The sequence below is a fragment of the Methylorubrum podarium genome (assembly GCF_040270385.1).
GTDB classification, from domain to species: Bacteria; Pseudomonadota; Alphaproteobacteria; order Rhizobiales; family Beijerinckiaceae; genus Methylobacterium; species Methylobacterium podarium.
Genome location: NZ_JBELQE010000049.1, coordinates 1 through 22,325, shown reverse-complemented (window position 1 = coordinate 22,325; position 22,325 = coordinate 1). Strand labels below are relative to the sequence as shown.

Genomic DNA, 22,325 nt, shown 5'->3' with positions numbered 1-22,325 from the left:
GTCCCGTAGCGTCCGGCCCCATGCCGCTCGTGCCCCCGCCGCGACCTGCCGCCGTGCCGCCGCCCCCGCCGCCGGGGGAGCCGGCGCCCTCGGCGCTGCTCCAGGCCAACACCCCCGAATGGTCGGTCGGCGACCTCGCCGCCGCCCTCAAGCGCACCCTGGAGGATGCCTTCGGGCATGTCCGCCTGCGCGGCGAGATCTCGGGCTATCGCGGGCCGCACGGCTCGGGCCACGCCTATTTCTCGCTCAAGGACGGCTCGGCGAAGATCGACGCGGTGGTGTGGAAGGGCGTGCTCGGGCGCCTGCGGCAGAAGCCCAAGGAAGGGCTGGAGGTCGTCGCCACCGGCAAGATCACGACGTTCGCCGGAAAATCCTCGTACCAGATCGTCATCGACTCGATGGAGCCCGCCGGCATCGGCGCCTGGATGGCGCTGCTGGAGGAGCGCAAGCGCCAGCTCGCGGCCGAGGGGCTGTTCGAGGCCGAGCGGAAGCGGCCGATCCCGTTCCTGCCGCGGGTGATCGGCGTCGTCACCTCGCCGACCGGCGCGGTGATCCGCGACATCCTCCACCGGCTGGAGGACCGCTTTCCCCGCCCCGTGCTGGTCTGGCCGGTGCGAGTCCAGGGGGAGGGCGCCTCGGACGAAATCGCCGCGGCGATCCGGGGCTTCAACGCGCTTGCCCCCGACGGCCCGATCCCGCGGCCGGACGTGCTGATCGTCGCCCGCGGCGGCGGCTCGATCGAGGATCTCTGGGCCTTCAACGAGGAGGCGGTGGTGCGCGCCGCCGCCAACTCCGAGATTCCCCTGATCTCGGCGGTCGGCCACGAGACCGACACCACGCTGATCGATTTCGCCTCCGACCGCCGCGCGCCGACGCCGACGGGCGCGGCCGAGATGGCGGTGCCGGTGCGGGCGGAGCTCTCCGCCCAGATCCACGATCTCGGCGCTCGGCAGGCCGGCACGATGCTGCGGCGGATCGAGCGGGAGCGGGCGGATTTCCGCGCCCTGGTGCGGGCGATCCCCGGCGCCGACGCCTTCCTCGCCGCCAAGCGCCAGCGCCTCGACCTCGCCGACGCCCGGCTGAGGCCGGCGCTCGCCGCCAATGCCCGCGATTCCCGCGAGCGCCTGAACCGCCTCGCCGACCGGCTGACCCGGCGCTCGCCGGTGATCGCGCTCGCCGAGGCGCGGGCCCGTCTCGCCGGCATCGATCACCGCCCGCGCACGGCGATCCTCCGCATCATCGAGCGCCGCCGCGACCGGCTCGGGGCGCAGGCCGGCCTGCTCGGGGCGCTGAGCTACAAGGCCGTGCTCGCCCGCGGATACGCGCTCGTGCGCGACGCCGACGGCCTGCCGGTGCGCACGGCGGAGGCTGCCGCGACGGCCGCGCGGCTCCAGCTCCAGTTCGCCGACGGCGCGGTGGCCGCGGTGCCGGAGGGATCGTCGTCCCCGCCCTCGCCGCGACCGAGACGCGCGGCCCGCAACCCGGAGCCTTCCGCGGTCACCGGGTCGGAGAAGGCACGGGCGCCCGCCGCGCGGCAGGGCTCGCTGTTCTGAAACGGGCCGCGCGCCGCCTCCATCCTGCGCGCGCTTGGCCCCGCTGGGGCCGAGCGGCCTTGTCGTGTAGCGCGCCCTCCGCGTTCAATTTATGATCGCATCGCGCACGGGTCACCGCCGATGTCAGTTGTCTCGACCTTCGACGACCGGGAGCTCGCCACCGTCCGGCGGGCCTATGCCAGGCAGATGCTCGCGGTCGCGGGGATCGATCGCGATCCTGCGCTGGAGGCGGCCCTCGCGACGGTCCCGCGCGAGCGCTATCTCGGACCGCCGCCCTGGCGGATCGCGCGGTTCACGGGCTACGCGGTCATTCCCGAGGCCGATCCGGTCCTCGCCTATCAGGACGTGCTCTTCGCGCTCTCTCCGGAGCGCGGCGTCAACAACGGCAGCCCGTCGCTGCACGCGGGCTGGCTGCACCACGCCGGGCTCCGGCCCGGCGGGCGGGTCGTGCATCTGGGCGCCGGCACGGGCTACTACACGGCGCTGCTCGCCCACCTGGTCGGAGCGTCCGGTCACGTCGTGGCGGTCGAGTCCGAGCGCCGGCTCGCCGACCTCGCCCGCAGCAATCTCGCGGACCTTGCCCAGGTCACCGTCGTCGAGGGCGACGGGGCGGACTGGCCCCGGGACAAGGCGGATTGCATCTACGTCAACTTTTCGGTCGAACGGCCGGCGCCGGCCTGGATCGACCATCTCGACGCGGGCGGGCGGCTGATCTTCCCGCTGGGCGTCCCCCGGCCGGAGGGCAGGCCGGGGGCGGGCCGCCACGCCCTCCACGGCGCGGCGCTGCGTGTCGAGCGGCGCGATGCGGACCTCTTCTCCGCGGCCTGGCTCGGTCCGGCCTTCTTCGTCTGCGCCGAAGGGGGCGAGGGAAGACTGGTCGGGAGCGAGGCGGAGCGCGAAGCCCTGAAGGCGGCCTTCACGCGCGGCGGCGTGGAATTCGTCCGGTCTCTGCGCTGGCGGCGGTCGCCCTCCGCGCGCTCCTGGTTCACGGGTTCAGGCTGGTCGCTGTCCTACGACGAGCCGGGATGAGCGGGACGGGCACCTTGACCCGCCCCGCCGCCTCTGCGACCGAGCGGCACGGCTCCTGCCTGACCGGCGGCGGGCCCCGGCACCCCGCAGGAGAGACGCGTGACCACGACGATCGACTCGGACCAGAAGCTCCATCTCGTGTTCGGCGGCGAGCTGGAGGACGTCTCGGGCGTGCGCTTCCGGGACATCAAGGATCTCGACATCGTCGGCATCTTTCCCGACTACGCCTCGGCCCAGACCGCGTGGCGCTCCAAGGCCCAGGCCACCGTCGACAGCGCCCAGACCCGCTACTTCATCGTCCACTTGCACCGCCTGCTCGAACCGTGACCGGGGCAGGGCGGGGCCGCGGCATGAAGCCATTGTGACGAACCGGCACGGCTGATATGAGCCCGCGCGGCCGGATGCTTGTGCGGTCCCGGACGTAATCGGTTCGCGCGCGTCCCGCGAGTGACTTGAAGAGTGAGCCGAGAGACGCCCGGCATGACGTCGTCCATCAAGATCATCGCCGGCAACGCGAGCCGTCCTCTTGCGGAAGCGATCGCCGCCTACCTCGAATTGCCGCTCGCGAGCTGCATGGTCCGGCGCTTCGCCGACATGGAGATCTTCGTCGAGCTGCAGGAAAACGTGCGCGGCGAGGACGTCTTCATCGTCCAATCGACCTCGTTCCCGGCCAACGACCACCTGATGGAGCTGCTGATCATGATCGACGCGGCGCGTCGGTCCTCGGCGCGGCGCATCACGGCGGTGATCCCCTATTTCGGCTACGCACGGCAGGACCGGCGCACCTCGGGCCGCACGCCGATCTCGGCCAAGCTGGTGGCCAACCTCATCACCGAGGCCGGCGCCGACCGCGTGCTGACGCTCGACCTCCATGCCGGCCAGATCCAGGGCTTCTTCGACATCCCGACCGACAACCTGTTCGCCGCCCCGGTGATGGTGCGCGACATCAAGGAGCGGCTGGCGCCCGGCGAGCGCATGGTGGTCTCGCCCGACGTCGGCGGCGTGGTGCGCGCCCGGGCGCTCGCCAAGCGCATCGACGCCTCGCTCGCCATCGTCGACAAGCGCCGCGAGCGGGCGGGCGAGTCGGAGGTGATGAACATCATCGGCGACGTCGAGGGCCAGTCCTGCATCCTCGTCGACGACATCGTCGATTCCGGCGGCACCCTGGTGAACGCGGCCGAGGCGCTGCTCAACGCCGGCGCCCGGGACGTGTCGGCCTACATCACCCACGGGGTGCTGTCGGGCGGGGCGGTCTCGCGCATCGCCGCCTCGCGGATGAAGGAACTCGTCATCACCGACTCGATCCTGCCGACGCAGGCGGTGAAGCTCGCCCGCAACATCCGCGTGATCTCGATCGCGCCCCTGCTCGGCGAGGCGATCGGGCGCACGGCGACGGAATCGAGCGTGTCGAGCCTGTTCACCTGAGCAGAAGCCGGGATCCCGAAAGGGTCACCCCTTTGGCGGGGTATCGGGGCGGAGCCCCGGCGGATTCCCAGGGCTCCGCCCTGGACCCGCGAAAGGGCTCGCCCTTTCGAAACCCCTGACCTTTCCCGCTCAGCGGATGTCCGTGATCTCGAACTCGTGGTCGTTCACCGTCACGGTGTCGCCGACGCCCTTGCCGGTGAGCGCGCGGGCGAGCGGCGCGACGTAGGAGATCGAGCCGGCCGACGGGTCGGCCTCGTCCTCGCCGACGATGCGGAAGGTCTGGCGCGTGTCGTCCTCGCGCACCACCGTCACGGTCGCGCCGAAGCGCACCACGTCGCCCTCGAACGCCTCGACCAGCTGCGCCGAGTTCTTGCGCGCGCTCCAGTAGCGCAGGTCGCGCGAGAGGCGGGCGTGGTCCGCCTTGTCCTGCTGCGGCGAGAGACCGGACAGCTCACCTTCCAACCGCGCCACCTCGGCCTCGATCTGCGCGAGCCCCTCGGGCGTCACGAAGTTGGTGTGGGCGGAAATCGGCCGGTCGGGGAGGTCCTCGAACGCCTCACCGCCTTCCGGCTCACGGACGAATGCTCTGCTCATAAGATACGCAATGCCCAAGCCTGCGCCGCGGTTCCCGCGGGGCCTGGGCGCAGGCTCGGGTTCAGCCGATCGCGACGACGGTGCGGCCCCGCACCTGGCCGTCGAGCAGGGGTTCGGCGAGGCCGCCGGCCTCCTCCAGGGAGACCGTCCGCGTCATCCGCCGCAGGAGGTCGCGGTCGAGGTCGCGCGCGAGGCGGGCCCAGGCCGCGCGGCGGGGCTTCTGCGGGGTCGTCACGCTGTTGATGCCCAAGAGTGCGACGCCGCGCAGAATGAAGGGCGCGACGGAACTCGGCAGGTCCATGCCCCCGGCATTGCCGCAGGCGGCGATGGCGCCGCCGCCCCGCGTCATCGACAGGGCGTTGGCGAGCACCTTTCCGCCGACCGCGTCGATGCCGGCGGCCCAGCGCTCCTTGGCCAGGGGGCGCGGCTCGCCCGCGAGCGCCTCGCGCTCCAGGATCTCGGCCGCGCCGAGACCCTTCAGATACTCGGCCTCGCCGGTCCGGCCCGTCGCGGCGATGACGTGCCAGCCGGCGCGCTTCAGGAGGGCCACCGCCACTGAGCCGACGCCGCCGGAGGCGCCCGTCACCAGGGCCGGCCCGGCCTCCGGCGTCAGGCCGTGGTGCTCCAGCGCCAGCACCGACAGCATCGCGGTGTAGCCGGCGGTGCCGATCGCCATGGCGTCGGCCGGGCTCAGGCCCTCGGGGAGGGGCACCAGCCAGTCGCCGCGCAGCCGGGCGCGCTCGGCCAGTCCGCCGAGATGGGTCTCGCCGACGCCCCAGCCGGTGAGCACCACCGCGTCGCCGGCCTTGTAATCGGGATGCGCGGAGGCCTCGACGGTGCCGGCGAAATCGATGCCGGGGATCATGGGGAAGCGGCGCACCACCGGCATCCGGCCGGTCATGGCGAGCCCGTCCTTGTAGTTCAGGCCGGAATGGGAGACCCGCACGGTGACGTCGCCGTCCATCAGGTCGGCCTCGTCGAAATCGCGCAGGGCGAGGCTCTGCCCGGCCTCGCCCTTCTCGATCACCCAGGCCCTGAACGCCGCCATGATCCGCTCCTCCCGTCTCGTGCGCCGGGAGGGGAGCTACGGCGGCCTCGCCTCGAATCAAGGCCGCCGGTCGGGTCCGCGATCGAGGACGTGCCTCAATACCCGTCGTAGATGCTGCCCTGGGAGAAGCCGAGGCCGACGGCGACATCCGCGGACGACGCCCCGGTGATGCCGAGGGCGTCCGGGATCGAGCCGATCCCGAGGGGACCGTAGCCGGGACCGGGACCGAAGGCCGGCCCGGCGACGGGCGCGGCGGCGGGCACCCAGGCGGCGCGGGCGGGCTGCACCAGCACGCGGCGCTGCGTGGTGGCGTAGACCGGCGGCAGGGTGTGCGGGATCGCCTCCGGCGGGCGCACCAGCACGCGCCGGGTCTGTACCGCGTAGCGCGGCGGCGTGGTCACCCAGCAGCCGACGAGCTGGCCGTAGGCGTCGACGCGCGTCTCCCAGCGGCGCCCGCCGGGGGCGACCAGCACCCGCTCGGACACCGTGTCGTAGACCGGCGGCGTGGTGCGGTAGACCGTGCGCGGCGGCTGGACCAGCACCCGCTCGGCGACGGTGTCGTAGACCGGCGGGGTCACGACCCGGCGATAGCACTCGGCGCTGACGCAGTTCCCCCCCGCCTGCGCGGGCGCGGCCAGGGTGACGACCGCGCAGGCGGCGACGGCAAGGGCGGGAAACAGGCTCGATCGGAGCAGGGGGGCGGCCATGGAACAACCTCGGAACGCGACGCGACGTCGGGACGATCTCGGGCACCACCGCAAACCCCGTCCGGGACTTGCGCGGCGTGCCATTCGACGTCCAGATAGCGGCCAAGGTTGCTCGCCGGACAAGCTCAATTGTCCAAGACAGTAAAATTAACCAACGACTAAGACTACGCAGATCTGAACACCGTGCCTCGACTTCGAATTCCGGCCGGCGGGCGGGACCGGGCCGGAGCGGGAACCGGGGCGGCGGCGTTGCCGAAAAGCCCGCCGCGCGGCGCGGGGGAGGGCGGGCGGAAGGGCGCGCTTGTCAGCCCACCGGCCAGGGGCTAGAGCGCTTCCAAATCGGGCGGCGGCGGCGCCCGGAACGCTTGAACCCGCCGCACGAGGGATCGCATCCGCGCGAGAGCGGGTGGCGGGCCGGTGAGGAGCGCGCCCGACCCCGCCCAGGCAAGCGGCAGACAAGCGGATTTTTGAGGACCGAACGGCCCATGACCTACGTCGTCACCGACAACTGCATCAAGTGCAAGTACATGGACTGCGTCGAGGTGTGCCCCGTGGATTGCTTCTACGAGGGTGAGAACATGCTCGTCATCCATCCCGACGAATGCATCGATTGCGGCGTCTGCGAGCCGGAATGCCCCGCCGAGGCGATCAAGCCCGACACCGAGGGCAACCTCGAGAGCTGGCTGAAGCTCAACGCCGACTACGCCAAGACCTGGCCCAACATCACCCAGAAGAAGGATGCCCCCGCCGACGCCAAGCAGTGGGACGGGGTGGGCGGCAAGCTGGAGGCGCATTTCTCGCCCAATCCCGGCTCCGGCGACTGAACCGCGTCCGCCGCGCGGCGGAGAGGCCTTCCGGATCGCGGCGGCGTCTGGCCGCAGGCCGTCCGCCCGGCCGGGATACCCGAACGCGCCGCGGCCTCCCTCGAAAGATCCGCCGAACGGTTCGGCGGCGCTCTTTCCGAGCCGTGCAAAACCTTCGATCCTCCCATGCGGAGACGCGTTCGCGCGCCGGCAATCCTTTGATTCGCCGGCCCGTTCGTGCTATATGAGGGCTCGCCGTCGCTCACGCCCGATGCGCCCCCCTCCTCTCGCTCACGAGGCGAGTTCCATCTTCCTGGAAAAGAGGTTGGCTGCGATCGACCGCCGGAAGCATTCCGCTCCCGGCGCGCTCGTTCGTGTGGTGGGAGCAACGCGAGAGCCCGGGAACCGGCCAGCGCCTCGACGGCATGCTGCCGGACTAAGGGCATGTGCCGGGTGTCCCGCCCCGGAGGTGACGAGCATGCGGGCGTGGACGCGCCCCGCGTGGATGACAGTGGAGGCTCATTCCGCATGACCACAGCCAAGAAGACGACGGCAGCAGGCCGCCAAGGCTTCAAGACCGGCGAGGCGGTCGTGTATCCGGCGCACGGCGTCGGGCGGATCACTGCGATCGAGGAGCAGGAGATCGCGGGCTACAAGCTCGAATTGTTCGTCGTCTCGTTCGAGAAGGACAAGATGGTCCTGCGCGTGCCCACCGCGAAGGCCAACAGCGTCGGCATGCGCAAGCTCGCCGAGCCGGAGCTCGTCAAGAAGGCCCTCGACGTGCTGACCGGCCGCGCCCGCGTCAAGCGGACGATGTGGTCGCGCCGCGCCCAGGAATACGAGGCCAAGATCAATTCCGGCGATCTGATCTCCGTGACGGAAGTGGTGCGCGACCTCTACCGCTCCGAGGCCCAGCCCGAGCAGTCCTACAGCGAGCGCCAGCTCTACGAGGCCGCCCTCGACCGCGTCGTGCGCGAGATCTCCTCGGTGAACAGGATCACCGAGACGGAGGCGCTCAAGCTGATCGAGCAGAGCCTCGCCAAGTCGCCGCGCCGCGCCAAGGCCGACGCGGAGGCGGAAGCCGACGCCGAGGGCGACGAGGACGTGCAGGAGGAGGCCGCCTGAGGCCGGAGCGAATCGCGCCGCTGCGCGATCCGAACGCGTTCACCAAGAGGGTCCGGCATCACGCCGGGCCCTTTTTTCATGCGCTGTCCGTATGCCTCTTGATCATTTCACCGCCGGCGCCACGCGCCCGCAGGGAACAAGCGTCGCACGGATGTGTTGTGCCTCTGCCACGGATGGCTTGCCCCCACGGCCCGGACCGGCGCGTCGCCGGTCGGGAGGCTCGAACGGGCTGATCCGAAACGCTCGAACCAACAACGAGAGAGGCGGGGATGGCAGAGATCGCGGGGATGCGGCGTCAGTTCATTCGGACAGCGATGGAGGCGCCGTTCCTTGCGAGGGAAGAAGAACGCGGGCTGGCGGTGGCTTGGAAGGAGGCGCGCGACGAGCGCGCCCTGCACCGCCTGATCTCGGCGCATATGCGCCTCGTGATCGCGCTGGCCGGCCGCTTCCGCCACTACGGCCTGCCGATGGCCGACCTCGTCCAGGAGGGGCATGTCGGCCTGATGGAGGCGGCCGCCCGGTTCGAGCCGGAGCGGGACGTCCGCTTCTCCACCTACGCCACCTGGTGGATCCGCGCCTCGATCCAGGACTACATCCTGCGCAACTGGTCGATCGTGCGCGGCGGGACGAGCTCCGCCCAGAAGGCCCTGTTCTTCAACCTGCGGCGGCTTCGCGCCCGCCTGATGCAGTCAACCGAGGAGCAGGTCGGCTCCGAGATCCACGGGCGGATCGCCAGCGCGATCGGCGTGTCCCGCGAGGACGTGGCGCTGATGGATGCGCGCCTGTCCGGCCCCGACATGTCGCTGAACGCCCCCGTGGGCGAGGAGAGCGAGGCCTCCTCCGAGCGGATGGACTTCCTGGTCGACAACGCCGCCCTTCCCGACGAGACGGTCTCGGCGCTGGTCGATGGCGAGCGGCGGCTGGTCTGGCTGCGGCAGGCGCTGACGGTGCTCTCCGAGCGCGAGTTGCGCATCCTGCGCGAGCGGCGCCTGGCCGAGGATCAGGCGACCCTCGAAGCGCTGGGCCACCGCCTCGGCATCTCGAAGGAACGCGTCCGCCAGATCGAGAACCGGGCCCTGGAGAAGCTGCGCCGGGCGCTCGCCGAGAAATTCCCGCAGGCGCCGAGCAGCGTCTACGCCTGACGTCCGGACAGGGAAACCAGGGAAACGCCAGGGGCGGCGCCGCTGCGCCGCCCCTGGCGTTTCTGCGCCCTGCTACAGCATCGTCCCGAGAGGTGGTTGCCGGCTTTCGGGAAAGAGACGACGCAAGATCAGAGAGCGAGAGCACCGTCCTGGATCCGACATCCAGGGCGATGCGCTAGGGGAGGGCGGCGCGCTCGACGGGACGCGCGATGCGCCCGCTGCCGCGTCGCGGATCACCCGAGGCGTTGGCCAGCACGGCCGCCAGCCGTTTCGTGGCGAAATCGATGAAGCTGCGCGCCTTGGCCGGCAGGAGGCGCGAGGTGGTGACGAAGTAGACCGGCGTCGACGGCAGATTCCAGTCCGGCAACACGCGCTGAAGGCGGGCCGTGGAGAGGTCGTTGTCGACGTTGATGACGTTGGCCCGGGTCAAGCCCTGTCCGGCCACGGCGAAGCGCCGGGCCAGGCTCAGCGAGTTGCAGGAGAGGGGCCCCCCGACGGTGATCGCGACCGACTCGCCGCCGCGGTTGAGCGTCCAAGTAGCGGAGGTGCCCTGCATCGGCAGGATGACCTGATGCTTCTCGAGATCGTACGGCGTCATCGGCGCGCCGCGCTCGGCGAGGTAGGCGGGCGAGCCGAAGATGCCGTTCTCGACCTCGGCGACCTTGCGCACGATCAGCGACGTCTCGCGCGGCTCCTCGATGGCGACGGCGAGATCGTAGTTGTCGCCGACCAGATCGACGGGGGCGGGCTTCAGATCGACGTGGACGTGGATGTGCTCGTGGAGGGCGGAGAACTCCGTGATCACGCCCGACAGGTGGCGCAGCACCCAGAAATCCGGCGGCGCGGCGATCTTGAGGAACCCGCTCGGCCCCTTGGCCACGGCCATCATGTCGTCGAAGGTCCGCTGCGCCTCGTCGACGAGGCGGGAGACCTGCGCGAGGTAGGCTTCGCCGTAAGAGGTCAGGGCCAGCTTGCGGGTGGTCCGATCCAGAAGCCGCAGCCCGACCGTCGACTCGAACATGGTAATTCGACGCGACAGGGAGGAAATCGGCATGCCGAGCGCGGCAGCTGCCTGACTGAAGCTTTTTCGTCGAGCGACTTCGACGAAGAGAGCCATGTCGCGCAGCAGTTGAGGATGCGGCATCTTTGCGCGGTCCACCCAGTCATTGCGTGACTGCGCGCCCGGCCGCTGAACGGAAGCCACGCGCAACCCTCCCTGCCGTCTATCACATTCGCTCCTAACCAGAGCGAGCATAGCAAAGTTCGCGTGGAAAAATTGTTTCTTATTATGGAATAATGCGAATGCAATCCTCGGCTGTGACATCTGGTTTTCAGGTTGGGCCGAGCAGGGCTGCGTAGGAGAACAAGACGGCGGCGAGACAGGGCCGCCGGCGCGGGCTGCGCCTGGTGGAGTCCTTTGTGCGGGACGGTGAGGGCCTCGGCGGGTCCCCCGGCCGACGAGAACCGGCGGCAGTGTCGCGCTTGAGCGTGCGGACATCGGCGCCTTCGATCCTGGCCGGACGATGCGGCCGCCACCGCGGAAGCGTGTCGAAGAGCTCGCCTTGCCGCATCGTGCTGCCTCACGGCTGCCGCCCGGGACGGCGATTTTTTTGAAGGCCTTTGTTCCGCAGAGACTTAGGGAAGGTTTGATCGCGGTTCGACGGGCCAAAAGGCTGTCCGGCCCCGAAAGAAGCGTCACGAAAGGCGGCGACCCGCTTGCGACCGCGAAAAGTGCCGGCTATAAGCCCGCTCGCCGGCCTTCGGGGGCGGCATCGGAGTGTAGCGCAGTCTGGTAGCGCACCACGTTCGGGACGTGGGGGTCGCAGGTTCAAATCCTGCCACTCCGACCAAGCAAGAACAGAAACGCCTCGAAAAGGCGTTGAGACATGAAAAAGGGCGCCCGTAGCTCAGCTGGATAGAGCACCAGACTACGAATCTGGGGGTCAGAGGTTCGAATCCTTTCGGGCGCGCCATTCGTCTCGCAAGCCAATGCTTGGCTGGAATTTCTACGAAAATCAGCACCTCGGGCCGTCGCCGGTGGTGCATGCGGGCCATGGCGGTGATGTCATGATCCGTCCGTGACCGTCGATGCGTCATGGCAAGCGGCATCGTCTCAGGCGTTGGCTATTCTCCGATCGCGAAGCGTTCCCATCTCAAGTCTTCGGATCGACGGACCACCCGGTCAATCCGCACGCCTTCTTGAGCCGCAGGTCGGCCTTCGCGAGGCACCTTGCGGCTTGGTCCGAGTCGCCCCTGGCCTGGGCCTTATCGGCAGCGGCCACGTCGCGGCGCACCAAGCGGCAAACGAGATGTGTTCGGAGATGGCGGAGCAGACTCAGCATCTTCAGCCCCCGGGCAGAGCCGAACGCTCGATGCAAGTCCCGCGCTCAACGATCGTTGTGAGACCCGCCCCCTCGGCAGTCGCGTTCGCCTGGAGGGACCCCGGTACCCTTATTAGGAACCTCTGATCCGCCCCGCGTCGCCGTTCTCCACCACCGGGAAAGCCCGCCTCGGCGTCTCCTCCACGGTCGCGAGCGCGCTGCGTAGCGCCGCCACGCGGCCATCGACCTGCATCGCTCGGCACGCAGCGCCCACAACGGCGCCGGTGTCGCCCGCAATCGGTCAGGCGGCATCAGGTGGCCACGAGACGCTCGGTGACCAGGGTGTCGAGCATGCCCATCCGGATCGTCCGGCCCGAGCAGCCCGGCGAACCCTGCCGTCCCTTCGGCGAGCAGTTGTCGTAGCGGCGGACACTCTCGCCGGCGAGGCCGGACCGACCGGACAACCAGCCCGACGACGGCGAGGCGGATCGCGGTGTCGATCCCGGGCCTGCCGATCCCCGGCTCGGCGAGCCTCAGGCGTTTCGTTCCGACCTGACCGAACGCCCCGCCGCCGGACCTTCGCCGCGCTCCGCCCGGAACCTGTCGAGGGTCTCGCTCATGTGGTCGATCATGGCCCGATGCGCGGCCTCCGCATCTCCGGCCTCGATGTGATGGAAAATCGCGGCATGCCGCATCTGTCGCGTCCGGAGCACCGTGTCGTCCGCTTTGTCGGCTTTGCGGATCACCGCGATCGTGTCCTGCAGGAGCGCGGACCAGAAGTGGATCATCTTGATCAGAAGCGGGTTGCGGCTCGTTGCGGCGATCGCGAGGTGGAAGGCGAGGTCCTCCGCGACGCCGTCCCGCCCGGCGGCATCCGCCTTGGCCATCGCGTCGAGCGCAGCGCGCAACCTCTCGATGTCGTCGGGCGTGCGGCGAGCGGCGGCGAGACGCGCCGTCTCGGCCTCCAGAGCGCGCCGCATCTCCAGAAGGTCGAGGAGTCCCGCGCCGTCGGGGCGCAGGTCCTCGACGCGCATGCGCAGCACCGACTGCGCCGTGGTGAAGAGCCCCTGTCCCTGCCGGCTCTCCACCAGCCCGTCGGCCCTGAGTGTGCGAAGGATCGCCTTGGTCATCGCTGCCGGCATGCTGGCACGGGGCGGAGGCCGCTAGAGCGCGTTCCGACGACGTGGTCACCGGTTCGTCGGGAGGATGCGCATCGACTTAAGGACCGAGGGCCGTCTCCGATCGGATGGCATCCGGTCAGACGGCCCTCGGAGCAGGCGATCGGGAGCGCGCTTTGCAAATCGGGCCTCAAGGCTTATCCCAAGCTCGGCCATATCGGCGGCCGATTCTTCGAGGAGTTTGGATGACCAAAGACAAGCAGCCCGATCGCACTGCCGCGTCGCTCGCCTTTGTCTCTGACCGGAACTACCCAGAAAATCTCGACCACACGTCCGATCAACCCGTTGCCGACGAACAAGACACCGAAGAGCATCATCAGAAGCCGACCGTGTCGCCGACGAATGCGTTCGAGGGGTTCGGCTCCTTCTCGGGCTGAGCGGGCGCCGACGAAAAAGCCCGGCAAGAACGCCCGGCAAGAACGCCCGACAAGAAAGCCCGACAAGACGTGGCGGACGCTTCTCCGCCCGAACGCCGCAGCCCCCTAAGCCCTGGTGTCGGGTGATCCTGCCGCGGATGCGTATCCCTGCGGCAGGTCCACGAACGATGTCCGAGCGGTCCGGCCGAACGCATGTCCGGTCCTGTCCCCGAACCTCCCGGCCGCAGTCCGATCGAGCGCGGCCGAAATCGACGCACCGCCGCACAGCGTCGAGCGCTCTCCGAGCGGCGTGAAACGGCTGGCAGGGTGACGAGCTGTTCGGCGTGGGAGAGCGCCGATGTCCTCGACCCGATCTGCCGATCTGCGCCGGCGCGCGGTCCGTGCCATCAAGGCCGTCCCGGCGCCGAGCCTCCGGACGCTGCGGAGTCGGTCTGGCGAGCGCCACCCGCTGGTGCGGGCAGTTCGTCCGGGTGGGCCACGTCGCGCCCACGCCGATGGGCAACGATGGGCGCTCACATAGGATCGAAGCTTGGTCCGATCGATCTTCTTCGAGGCGCAGCCCGGCATCTCTTTGCACGGGTCGTGGGCCGCGCTGGCTGAGCGTGGCATCCGCAGCGCTCGACGCAGGGTCTCCCGCTTCTTCGAGCGCCACGGCATCGCGCGTCAAAAGCACCGTCCATGCGGGACATGGCCAAGCATAACCGGCGGCTGGAAAGAGCGGATTCGATCCTGCGCAGCGGCCGGCAGCGCAACGCTATGGCGTCCTGGAAAAGTGATGTACGTTCGAGCGCGACGGCTCTGGTTGCGTATTTGAGGCAGCGCAACGGCCTGAGGCTGCACTGCTTCAGCGATCTGCCCGAATCGCGCTGCACCCCGGCCAGCACTCGATAAATCTGGCAAGAAGGACAATCGAACGTGACCTCACTCTTTGCAATCGGTTTTCTTGGAAGGCAAGGATCGAGTTACCTTGAAGGACTGCTGAATTCGCATCCTGATGCTCAATGCCTGGGGGAAATCATTGCATTAAAAGATCCGTCCGAAGAGATTGCGCCATATTTGCGCAGGACGGTACACAATGTAGACGTTGCATCATCTGGATTCAAATTGCCACTTTTGCACTTGCAAGGCAATCCAGAGCTATTGCCATTTCTCAAAGAAAATGATTATAAAATTATTATTTTGAGCCGTGAAAATAAGCTAGACCAGCTTGTTTCGTTTATTTTGGCAGGGTCCAATAATTCATGGCGATCGGACTTCGGCGAATACAAGACTAATTCCGTCGTTGTTAATGCGGCTGATTTTGAGAGTTACGTCAAAGTATCCTACGAGGCGGATGCCGAGTTGGAGCGAACTCTCGCAGGTCTGCCGACCATGCATATGACCTACGAAGAACTCATCTCCCCGCACGGCTACATGCCCGCGCTTGACTTTCTGAATCTCCGCAAAGTTGAGCTAAATAGCCCATTCAATCGCCAGAGGAAGGGCTCGCAACGCGACGTTATCTTAAATTATGACGAGTTGGTGCGTCATTTTTCCGGAACAGAACTGTCAAAGTATTTCACATAGATATCGCGCGTACGAAAGGCCCCGCCGCGGCTTGGCCGGCGGGGAAGGCGCTATCGTGTCGAAACGAAGCTGTGAAGCAGCTCTGTGCTCATTAAGAAATTTTATTTCTCTAAAGTACGGCGTTTCATCGCACAGACTCGTCCTGGGCCGGTGGATCGGGCGGAGCTGAACGTGGTCGAAAGGCGGGCTGAGGCGTCACCGGGGCAGCCCGCACCACCTCCTCCGTCGCACGTGCGAACCTGATGATCGGCCCGCCCACTGCGCGAAGACGTCGTCCCGAAGGCCGACCTCGTCGGAGCGACGCGTGTGGCGGTTCTACGGATGGATCGAGAAGGTCGATCCGTCGAACTGGAGGAAGGATCCGGCCGCGAGCGCGGGAAGGGACTGGATCGTAAGGTTGCCTTTCCCGTCCACCAGGTAGATTCCCATCCCCCAGGCCGTCCCGTTCGCGAGGTTCGCCATGTAGGCCATTCCGGAGAAGCGGAGCGCCCTGTCGGAGGGCCGAAAGCCGGCTGGGAAGGTGGCAATGGGCGTTCCGGGGGCGACCGTCCCCCCCATGATCGTGCCCGACAGGCGAATGGTCCCATCCGTCAACGGCATCCACCAGAGCCCCTGGCGGAAGCCGGTATCGCTTCCTGCGACCCATTTGCTCAGCGTCGTCAGTTGCTGCCACACACCGAAGGTCGCAGAAGCCGCGTCCACCGAGACGAGGGCGCGCCCGGTCGCGGGGCTGCCGCCGATTGTCTCGTAAGCCTGCCGTTCGACGATGTTGCCGGGAGAGGCGACGGCCCGGAACAGGAACTTGTCGGCCGCGTAGGTGACCGTGTTCGGCTCGACCCGAACGCCGTTCGCCCCGCTGACCGCGGCGACGGCATCGGCGCGCGTGTAGCAGTTCATGTTGTTGTTGCGGATCACGACATCCGTCGCGCCGATGACCGTGACGATCGCCGGCCGCGATCGTCCACCCGTGTAGGTCCCGACGGCCTCAAGCTGATTTTCCAGGATTCGAGCCTGCTGGCCGCCATCGATGACGATCGTGTCACCGGTCGCCGTGATGTTGTTGCCGACGATGCGCGCCGTCGCAGCGCCCCCGACCGCATTGTAGTAGATGCCCTCGTTCGGACCGGCGATGACGTTGCGCTCGATGTTGTTGCTGTCGCCGGTCCGCTCGAACTTCATCCCGCCGATGAAGTCGCTGTCACGGAACGTCGATCCGAACAGGCCTCCGGTACGGTTGCCGGCGGCGGCATCAGGGTTGTTGACGTGGTGGATCGCGTAGTAGCCGGCCCCTCGGCTGGCGATACCGAGGTTCTCGACGAGCAGCTTTGCGACGAAGCCTTCCTTGTTGGTGGTGTCGATCTTGATGCCGTCACCGCCGTTCCGGGCCACCCCGGGGATACCGATCGAAAAGTCTCGCAGCACGGCACCGCGAATACCGCCGTTCGATGCCAGCGGTTTGATGAGTAGGACGGCGCGGTTGCCGGCATCCGCACAGGGTTGGATCCGGCTCTTCTGGCTGGTCCCGACCAGATCCATGAACAACTCGATCCGCAGAAGCGCTTCCGGATCGGTGCCGCCGCAGACATTGATGACGCCCGGCGGCAGGATCAGGCGGGCATTGAGAGCCTGCGCGCGTGTCATCGCCCGCCGCAGGGCCGGGCCGCTATCCGCCGCGCCGGGGATGACGCCAAAATTGACGGCGTAGAGTTGCGTCGAGAACAGGTCCGTCAGCGCGCGCGCGACGCCGCCTTCTGTCGGCGTCGCGCTCATGGCCGAGACGTCGCCCGTCGATCCGGAGCCGAGGATCTGAAGGCGATCGGGCGTGGAGGTGTAGACGCCACCGGCGCGCGTGCCGAGTTTCAGCACACCGCCGACGGTGACGTCGTTGCCCCGAATCTCGGGGGCCGGAAGGGCGCGGGTCTGACCGAGCGCCGCTGACGCAAAGCCGAGCAGAAGGGCAAGGGAGGCGAGAACACGCTGCATCAGGCAATCTCCCACGGCGCCGGGCCGGCGCGACGGAGCCGGACGGAACGGAATCAATACGGTCGATTTTCGTCCGACCGGCGATGGTCGGGCCTGTAGCGGGCTCGGCGGAGCAGGAGAGGGTGGGCCTTCATGAACCGCGCAACCCGCGTCACGTTTGGCGCAGACCGGCCGTCCCGTTCGGGCTGTCGATGCACGAGGACGTGGGCACGCCGATCACCGTCGGGCGGCGGTTCCGCCATAGGGCTTCCGGGCAGGAGCGTCCGCCGGCCCGTCGGTGCCGTCGGTGCCGTCGCCCCCATCCCTTGTGGGACGTGCCCAACTCAAGTATCGCGGTGGCGCCGTGTCTGCTCGGTGCAGCCTGGACTGGCTTGCCTATGCTCGTAACTGTGCCAGCCGACGCCGCAGCTCTCATCGAGGGCCTGGCGAAGAGTTTGCTCATCCGATACTGCATAGTCCGAGCTCTATGCACAACACATCGGTGACGAGGTCTTCAACATCGAATCTTGCGGCGAATGAGATTTGCCAATGGCGACCCCGTCGCTCTTTATCCAAGTCGCCCACGGCTCGTACACTGCACGCACCGAGACCAACAACCCTGCTGGCGAGCCGCTTGAAGCGGCGGACCGTGATGTGCTCTGACACTCGGCTGAATAACTTCGATCAGGAAAGGGACAGATGCGCATCCTCTGTATAGCCGCCTACCGCAGCAACCATGCCGATCGGCATGTCGAATTGCTGGCCCGAAGCGGCTTCGACGTGCATCTCGTGGTCATGGAGCCTCACGTTCCGGCTCTCGAGCCGCTGTCCGCTGGGGTGACGGTCTACGATCGCGTCGCACTCGCTCCCCCTGTCATCGGGCGCGCCTCGCCCGTGCCGGACGATCCCCTCGAGGCTCGGTTGCTCCATCTTGCCAACCGCGCCGTTTCCTCGAAGAACGCGGACACTGCCGCGACCTGGATCGCCGGGCTGATCGATAGCCTGCGCCCGGACATCCTGCATTCTTTCGCCATTCATCAGGCCAGCTTCCTGACGCTGCTCGCACGCGCGCAGGCGAAGTACAAACCCTTCTGGCTCGTCAGCAACTGGGGATGCGACATTCATCACTTCGGGCAGGATCCCCGCCTGAAAGACGAATACTTGCCGGCCATCCGCGCCACTCTTGAGAATGCCGACGGGTACTTCGCCGAAACGCAGCGAGATGTCGCACTGGCGCATGAGGCAGGCTTCAAGGGCAAGGTTCTGGCGGTTCAGCCGATCGGTGGTGGCTTCGATCTGCAGTGGTTCCGGGCATTGCGCGGGGGACAACCTCCCTCCGCTCGGAAGATGATCATGGTCAAGGGCTACGAGGGAAATGACACCGGCTTCTCGGTGGGCCGCGCCTCGTCGGCACTCAAAGCTCTGAACATGGTCATTCCTTACCTCGATGACTACGAGGTGAATTTTTACGCTATCTATGACCAGCGGATACTCAAAGCTGCACACCGCCTGCGCGACAAGTGCGGTGTGAACGTCCGCATCCATGAATTTCTTCCCTATGAGGAATTGATGAGACTGCATGGCCGCGCGCGCTGTTCGGTCGGCATCAGCGAAACCGACGGAATCGCGACGTCGGCAATTGAGGCGATGCTGATGGGCAGCGTGCCGATCCAGAGCGACAGCTCGGCACTCGGCGAGTGGATCGAACCGGGTGCGGCCCTGATTGTCCCGCACGATCAGCCCGGCGCGATTGCCGACGCGCTCATCCACGCCCTCACGGATGATGCGTTCGTCGACGCTGCCGCAAAAAGCAACGACGCCAGCTTGGAAGCGCGCTTCTCGATGGCGGCGGTCGATCCGGTCATCGCCAGTATGTATAAGGACGTCTAATCGCCGAACAGGCCCGAACCGTCGGACCGAACTTGGCGCGACGCATATCGGACCGTACGATCAGCCTCGGGTCATCGTTGACGCACGCGCGCCCTTTCGGATGACGCGTCCATAAAGCGCCACGGATGCGGGCGTGCCATGACCGGACCGGTCTTCTGGACCGGGCCCGGACCGGGCCGCCGCCAACCCTTGGCACCGGACAGGCGGTGGTTCGGCAACGCCTCGGCAAGAAAAGCCTCGCCTCCTGTCTAGTCCCCTAAGGCGCGGCGATCGAAAAACGAAAGAGCGAGAGCGTCGTCCGAGATCCCATATCCAGGACGACGCTCTCGAAGGCTGCGCCCGGCGGCGCCTTGCCAAGCCCTAATCTTCCTGTTAGAGGCAAACATAAACAATCGCCTCTCCGCCTGCCAAGAAATAGATCCAACTTATGAGTCGAAAAAGGCGGATCATTATTGACGGGTTGGAAGACAAACAGGGACGTTCCCTGCTTGTCATATCTGCCCTTTATCATTGCCGCTCAGAACTTTCAGACGCAGAGATTCGCTTCGTCGATGTCAGCGGTGGAGAGGTCCGTGGGGCGGTCGACCTCCTGCGTTGGGAAACAGGTCTCGACGTCCGTATCCCGGCCGATCCCAGCGAGTATGGCGGTGGCTCGATCTTCGAAAGCGCCAGCCTGTACGCTGCCATTCGTCTCAACAGCTTGGACGGGCTGCACGTGGCAGAAGCGAAGTTCTTTAAGGTCCCGCTTCTCCTCGCCCTCCAATTCCTGCCTCAATCGGCCACGAGCGAGCAATTGGTGCTCCTGCAACCTGCGCACGATCCGGCCCTGTTCGCCCAGTATCTGATCGAGCGCATGCGATGACCGAGCGCAGAACGGAACGCCTTCCCACGATCCTGGTGGTCGGGATGCAGAACAGCGTGCATCTGGCACGCTGGATCAACATGATGCGCGGCGGCTTCGCGCGCTTTATCGTGATGCCGGTCTATTTCGCGAGTCCGGCCCCCGAGCTCGACCCTTGTTTACCGGTCGTCAGCCGAAGCGACGTCGAGGCTTTGGCCCCCGGCGAAGTGGGCATCTTCAGTCTGACGAAGCCCGAAGCGAAGCGTGTCGCGGATTGGTACGCGGACAGGGCGGCCGGGCGCCTTTTCCCCGCCGCGATCGGGATGGAAGCGAGTCCGAGTCTGATCCAGACCGACGAATTGGTCACAGCCATCCGGGCGCTGCAGCCGGACATCGTGCACACGATGGAGGTGCAACTCGCGGGCTATCTGGCCCTCGGCGCCAAGCGGCACCTGGGACGTGCGATGCCGCCCTGGCTCCTGTCGAACTGGGGGAGCGACATCTACCTCTATCACCGGCTGCCCCAGCACCGGCCGGTCGTGCTCGAACTGGTGCAAGCCGTCGATGGCTACCTGGCGGAATGCCGACGCGATGTCCAGCTGGTGCGGCGCCTCGGCTTGAAGGGACACGCCTTCGACCCGATGCCGGCGTCCGGCGGCGTCGATTTCAGCACCGTTCCGGCGCTCGACCGGCTCAGTCCCCCGTCGCAGCGCAACACCATCCTGGTGAAGGGCTATCATGGCTGGTCGGGCCGCGGGATGCACATCCTGTCCGCCCTGCACCTGGCCGCGCCGGCCCTGCACGGCTATCGCATCCGCGTGCAGTTCTGCTCGGCGGCGATGCTGGAGATGATGCAGGCCATGGCGGAGTCGGACGGGCTCGACATCGCGCCCGTGCCCTATGCGCCGACCCACGAGGAAGCCTTGGCCCGGATCGCCGAAGCGCGCATCGTCGTCGGCATCGGCATCTCGGACGGGATCGGCACGACCCTTCTCGAAGCGATGTCCTACGGCGCCTTCCCGATCAAGGCGACGACCTCCTGCGCCTGCGAATGGATCCGGAATGGCCGCGACGGCATCATCGTCGATCCCCACGACGTGAAGAGCCTCGCCGAGGCCATCGTGCGGGCCGCGTCGGACGACGCGCTGGTCGACGCGGCCGCGCCCCGCAACCGGGCCTGCGTGGAGGAACGGTGGGACGTCGACCGCAACAACGCGGCAGCGCAATCGATCTATCGTCACATGTTCGGCGATGCCCGCCGAACCGCCATGACGGCTGCCTGAGCCATGTCCACCGAAACCGTGACGATCCTCATCCCCGTCTACAACGGCGGCGACTTCCTGGCCCACGCCATCGAGAGCGCGCTCGCGCAGACGTGGCCGGCGATCGAAGTGCTCGTGATCGACGACGGCTCGGACGACGACGGCCATACCGAGCGGGTCTGCCGCTCCTTCGGCAGTCGGATCCGCTATCTGCGTCAGGAGAACGGCGGTGTCGCTGCGGCCCTCAATACCGGTGTCGCCGCCATGACCGGCCGGTACCTGAGCTGGCTCAGCCACGACGACCTCTACGATCCGCGCAAGGTCGAGGTGCAGATGAAGGCCCTCGCGGCCCAGCCTGCCCCCTGCGTGATCTTCGGCGGCTTCGCCACGATGAGCGAGGACGGCACCGTCCTCGACGAGTTCAAGCACGACAAGAGCTATCGCAGCGACCAGTCGATCTGGGCGGTTCTCGAAATCCGCATCAACGGCTGCACGCTCCTGCTCGAACGCGATCTCGTCCTACGCCACGGCGGCTTCGACGTCGGACTGCCGACGACCCAGGACTACGAGCTGTGGTGGCGGCTCGCGCTGCATTACCCCTTCGTCTTCGTGCCCGGTGCCCTCGTTCGGCACCGGATCCATGCGGGGCAAGGATCGCATGAGCGCCGCCATGTCGAGGAGGGGAGCCTGCTCTGGATGGAGATGCTGGAGTGGGTGCCGGAGGAGACGGCGCGCGCGCAATCCGGCTCGGAGATGGCGTTCCTCCTGCGCGCCCGCGACTTCCTTCGAAAGACCGGTTTCGACAACGCGTTGCAGGGCGCCGACGCGCTGATCCGCCGACGGGCCCACAAGGTCCAGGTCGGCGTCGTCGTGAGCAGCCGCAATTCGCGTGAGGCGGCGGTCGCGAAAGCCGAGCTCGCCAGCAGCGGTCTCGATCTCGCCTTCCTCTTCGTGGACGCCTCACCCGACCAGCACGTCCTGCTCTTTGCCGGCTCGCGCGCGCAGGAGCGATCCGACGAGGTGATCGGCAGCCCGACCACCCAGCAGGATCTGGTCGCCCGCACGCTCGCCGAACTCGACGCTCCGATCCTCGCGTTCTTCCCGCAGGACGTCTCCGTTGCCACGTTCTGGGCGGCGGTCGGCCGCCTCCTGCGCGATCCGAAGCTCGACGGTATCGCCATCCCGCAGACGACGGGCGAGCCCGGTGTGGATCCGCTCGGAGCGCTGTCCGGTCTCGTCGTCCGCCGAGACGCCCTCTCCACCGCCCTGACCCGAGCCGTCGAGACCCGCAGTGACTTCATCTCCTCCCTCGGCATGTCGAGCCGGCTCGATGTCGTCGCTGCCTGATCTCGACGGCCTTCGGGTCCAGGCTCCCGGCGAGCACCAGATCTGGCTCGTCTTCGGTGATCAGCGCCACTACATCACCAGCCTCGACGTCATGCGGGCGATCTTCCGCGACGACACCTTCCAAGCGGATCCCGACTGCGCGCGCCTGCCGGAGG

General features: G+C 67.6%; 20 protein-coding genes and 2 tRNA genes. 15 read left to right on the top strand and 7 right to left on the bottom strand.

The window, feature by feature from the left end:
* The first annotated feature begins 20 nt into the window (after nt 1-20).
* From xseA to ABS772_RS07940, 4 genes are all read left to right on the top strand, one after another.
* Nucleotides 21-1,553, top strand: coding sequence for an exodeoxyribonuclease VII large subunit (gene xseA, locus ABS772_RS07955; RefSeq protein WP_350393571.1), 1,533 nt, complete (start codon nt 21-23; stop codon nt 1,551-1,553).
* Between the two features lie 120 nt (nt 1,554-1,673).
* Complete coding sequence (locus ABS772_RS07950) at nt 1,674-2,582, top strand: protein-L-isoaspartate O-methyltransferase family protein (RefSeq protein ID WP_350393568.1); 909 nt, start codon at nt 1,674-1,676, stop codon at nt 2,580-2,582.
* A gap of 99 nt (nt 2,583-2,681) precedes the next feature.
* On the top strand, nt 2,682-2,909 hold the full coding sequence (locus ABS772_RS07945) for a DUF4170 domain-containing protein (RefSeq protein ID WP_017484292.1): 228 nt from the start codon (nt 2,682-2,684) through the stop codon (nt 2,907-2,909).
* A 153-nt stretch (nt 2,910-3,062) separates the two neighbouring features.
* Nucleotides 3,063-4,007, top strand: coding sequence for a ribose-phosphate pyrophosphokinase (locus tag ABS772_RS07940; protein ID WP_017484291.1), 945 nt, complete (start codon nt 3,063-3,065; stop codon nt 4,005-4,007).
* Nucleotides 4,008-4,136: 129 nt separating this feature from the next.
* On the opposite strand, the gene greA is transcribed toward ABS772_RS07940, so the two are convergent.
* From greA to ABS772_RS07925, 3 genes are all read right to left on the bottom strand, one after another.
* Nucleotides 4,137-4,601: a transcription elongation factor GreA gene (gene greA / locus ABS772_RS07935; protein WP_238255999.1), complete on the bottom strand. Its 465-nt coding sequence runs from the start codon at nt 4,599-4,601 to the stop codon at nt 4,137-4,139.
* A 61-nt stretch (nt 4,602-4,662) separates the two neighbouring features.
* Nucleotides 4,663-5,649 (bottom strand): acrylyl-CoA reductase (NADPH), encoded by a 987-nt coding sequence (acuI, locus tag ABS772_RS07930; RefSeq protein ID WP_350393563.1) that lies wholly within the window; start codon nt 5,647-5,649, stop codon nt 4,663-4,665.
* Nucleotides 5,650-5,744: 95 nt separating this feature from the next.
* Nucleotides 5,745-6,356, bottom strand: a complete 612-nt coding sequence (locus ABS772_RS07925) for a hypothetical protein (RefSeq protein WP_350393561.1) — start codon at nt 6,354-6,356, stop codon at nt 5,745-5,747.
* A gap of 485 nt (nt 6,357-6,841) precedes the next feature.
* On the opposite strand from ABS772_RS07925, the gene fdxA reads away from it, so the two are divergent.
* From fdxA to ABS772_RS07910, 3 genes are all read left to right on the top strand, one after another.
* Entirely contained in the window at nt 6,842-7,180 is a 339-nt protein-coding gene (gene fdxA / locus ABS772_RS07920) for a ferredoxin FdxA (RefSeq protein WP_141953210.1), read from the top strand.
* Nucleotides 7,181-7,687: 507 nt separating this feature from the next.
* Nucleotides 7,688-8,284 (top strand): CarD family transcriptional regulator, encoded by a 597-nt coding sequence (locus ABS772_RS07915; protein ID WP_238253626.1) that lies wholly within the window; start codon nt 7,688-7,690, stop codon nt 8,282-8,284.
* Between the two features lie 269 nt (nt 8,285-8,553).
* Entirely contained in the window at nt 8,554-9,426 is an 873-nt protein-coding gene (locus tag ABS772_RS07910; RefSeq protein WP_017484286.1) for an RNA polymerase factor sigma-32, read from the top strand.
* 175 nt (nt 9,427-9,601) lie between these two features.
* On the opposite strand, the gene ABS772_RS07905 is transcribed toward ABS772_RS07910, so the two are convergent.
* Complete coding sequence (locus ABS772_RS07905) at nt 9,602-10,681, bottom strand: LysR family transcriptional regulator (protein ID WP_350393557.1); 1,080 nt, start codon at nt 10,679-10,681, stop codon at nt 9,602-9,604.
* Between the two features lie 518 nt (nt 10,682-11,199).
* Here ABS772_RS07905 and ABS772_RS07900 point away from each other — a divergent pair.
* Together ABS772_RS07900 and ABS772_RS07895 are read left to right on the top strand one after the other, a co-directional pair.
* Nucleotides 11,200-11,276 (top strand) — tRNA-Pro (locus ABS772_RS07900).
* Between the two features lie 46 nt (nt 11,277-11,322).
* Nucleotides 11,323-11,399 (top strand) — tRNA-Arg (locus ABS772_RS07895).
* Between the two features lie 659 nt (nt 11,400-12,058).
* Here ABS772_RS07895 and ABS772_RS07890 read toward each other — a convergent pair.
* Nucleotides 12,059-12,211: a hypothetical protein gene (locus ABS772_RS07890; protein WP_350393555.1), complete on the bottom strand. Its 153-nt coding sequence runs from the start codon at nt 12,209-12,211 to the stop codon at nt 12,059-12,061.
* 69 nt (nt 12,212-12,280) lie between these two features.
* Nucleotides 12,281-12,889, bottom strand: a complete 609-nt coding sequence (locus tag ABS772_RS07885) for a FadR/GntR family transcriptional regulator (RefSeq protein WP_350393552.1) — start codon at nt 12,887-12,889, stop codon at nt 12,281-12,283.
* Between the two features lie 221 nt (nt 12,890-13,110).
* On the opposite strand from ABS772_RS07885, the gene ABS772_RS07880 reads away from it, so the two are divergent.
* On the top strand, nt 13,111-13,302 hold the full coding sequence (locus ABS772_RS07880; RefSeq protein ID WP_350393550.1) for a hypothetical protein: 192 nt from the start codon (nt 13,111-13,113) through the stop codon (nt 13,300-13,302).
* A gap of 915 nt (nt 13,303-14,217) precedes the next feature.
* On the top strand, nt 14,218-14,868 hold the full coding sequence (locus ABS772_RS07875; protein WP_350393548.1) for a hypothetical protein: 651 nt from the start codon (nt 14,218-14,220) through the stop codon (nt 14,866-14,868).
* Nucleotides 14,869-15,183: 315 nt separating this feature from the next.
* On the opposite strand, the gene ABS772_RS07870 is transcribed toward ABS772_RS07875, so the two are convergent.
* A complete protein-coding gene (locus ABS772_RS07870) occupies nt 15,184-16,851 on the bottom strand; it encodes a hypothetical protein (protein WP_350393546.1) in 1,668 nt (555 codons plus the stop codon).
* Between the two features lie 678 nt (nt 16,852-17,529).
* Here ABS772_RS07870 and ABS772_RS07865 point away from each other — a divergent pair.
* The 4 genes from ABS772_RS07865 (at nt 17,530) to ABS772_RS07850 (ending at nt 22,170) form a co-directional block, all read left to right on the top strand.
* Nucleotides 17,530-18,720: a glycosyltransferase gene (locus ABS772_RS07865; RefSeq protein ID WP_350393543.1), complete on the top strand. Its 1,191-nt coding sequence runs from the start codon at nt 17,530-17,532 to the stop codon at nt 18,718-18,720.
* Between the two features lie 460 nt (nt 18,721-19,180).
* Nucleotides 19,181-19,582, top strand: coding sequence for a hypothetical protein (locus ABS772_RS07860; RefSeq protein WP_350393540.1), 402 nt, complete (start codon nt 19,181-19,183; stop codon nt 19,580-19,582).
* Nucleotides 19,579-20,844: a glycosyltransferase gene (locus ABS772_RS07855; RefSeq protein WP_350393537.1), complete on the top strand. Its 1,266-nt coding sequence runs from the start codon at nt 19,579-19,581 to the stop codon at nt 20,842-20,844. Before ABS772_RS07860 ends, ABS772_RS07855 begins: the two co-directional genes overlap by 4 nt.
* Before the next feature lie 3 nt (nt 20,845-20,847).
* Nucleotides 20,848-22,170 carry a glycosyltransferase family 2 protein gene (locus ABS772_RS07850; RefSeq protein ID WP_350393534.1) on the top strand — a complete coding sequence of 441 codons (1,323 nt, stop codon included), beginning with the start codon at nt 20,848-20,850 and terminating at the stop codon, nt 22,168-22,170.
* Nucleotides 22,171-22,325: the final 155 nt, after the last annotated feature.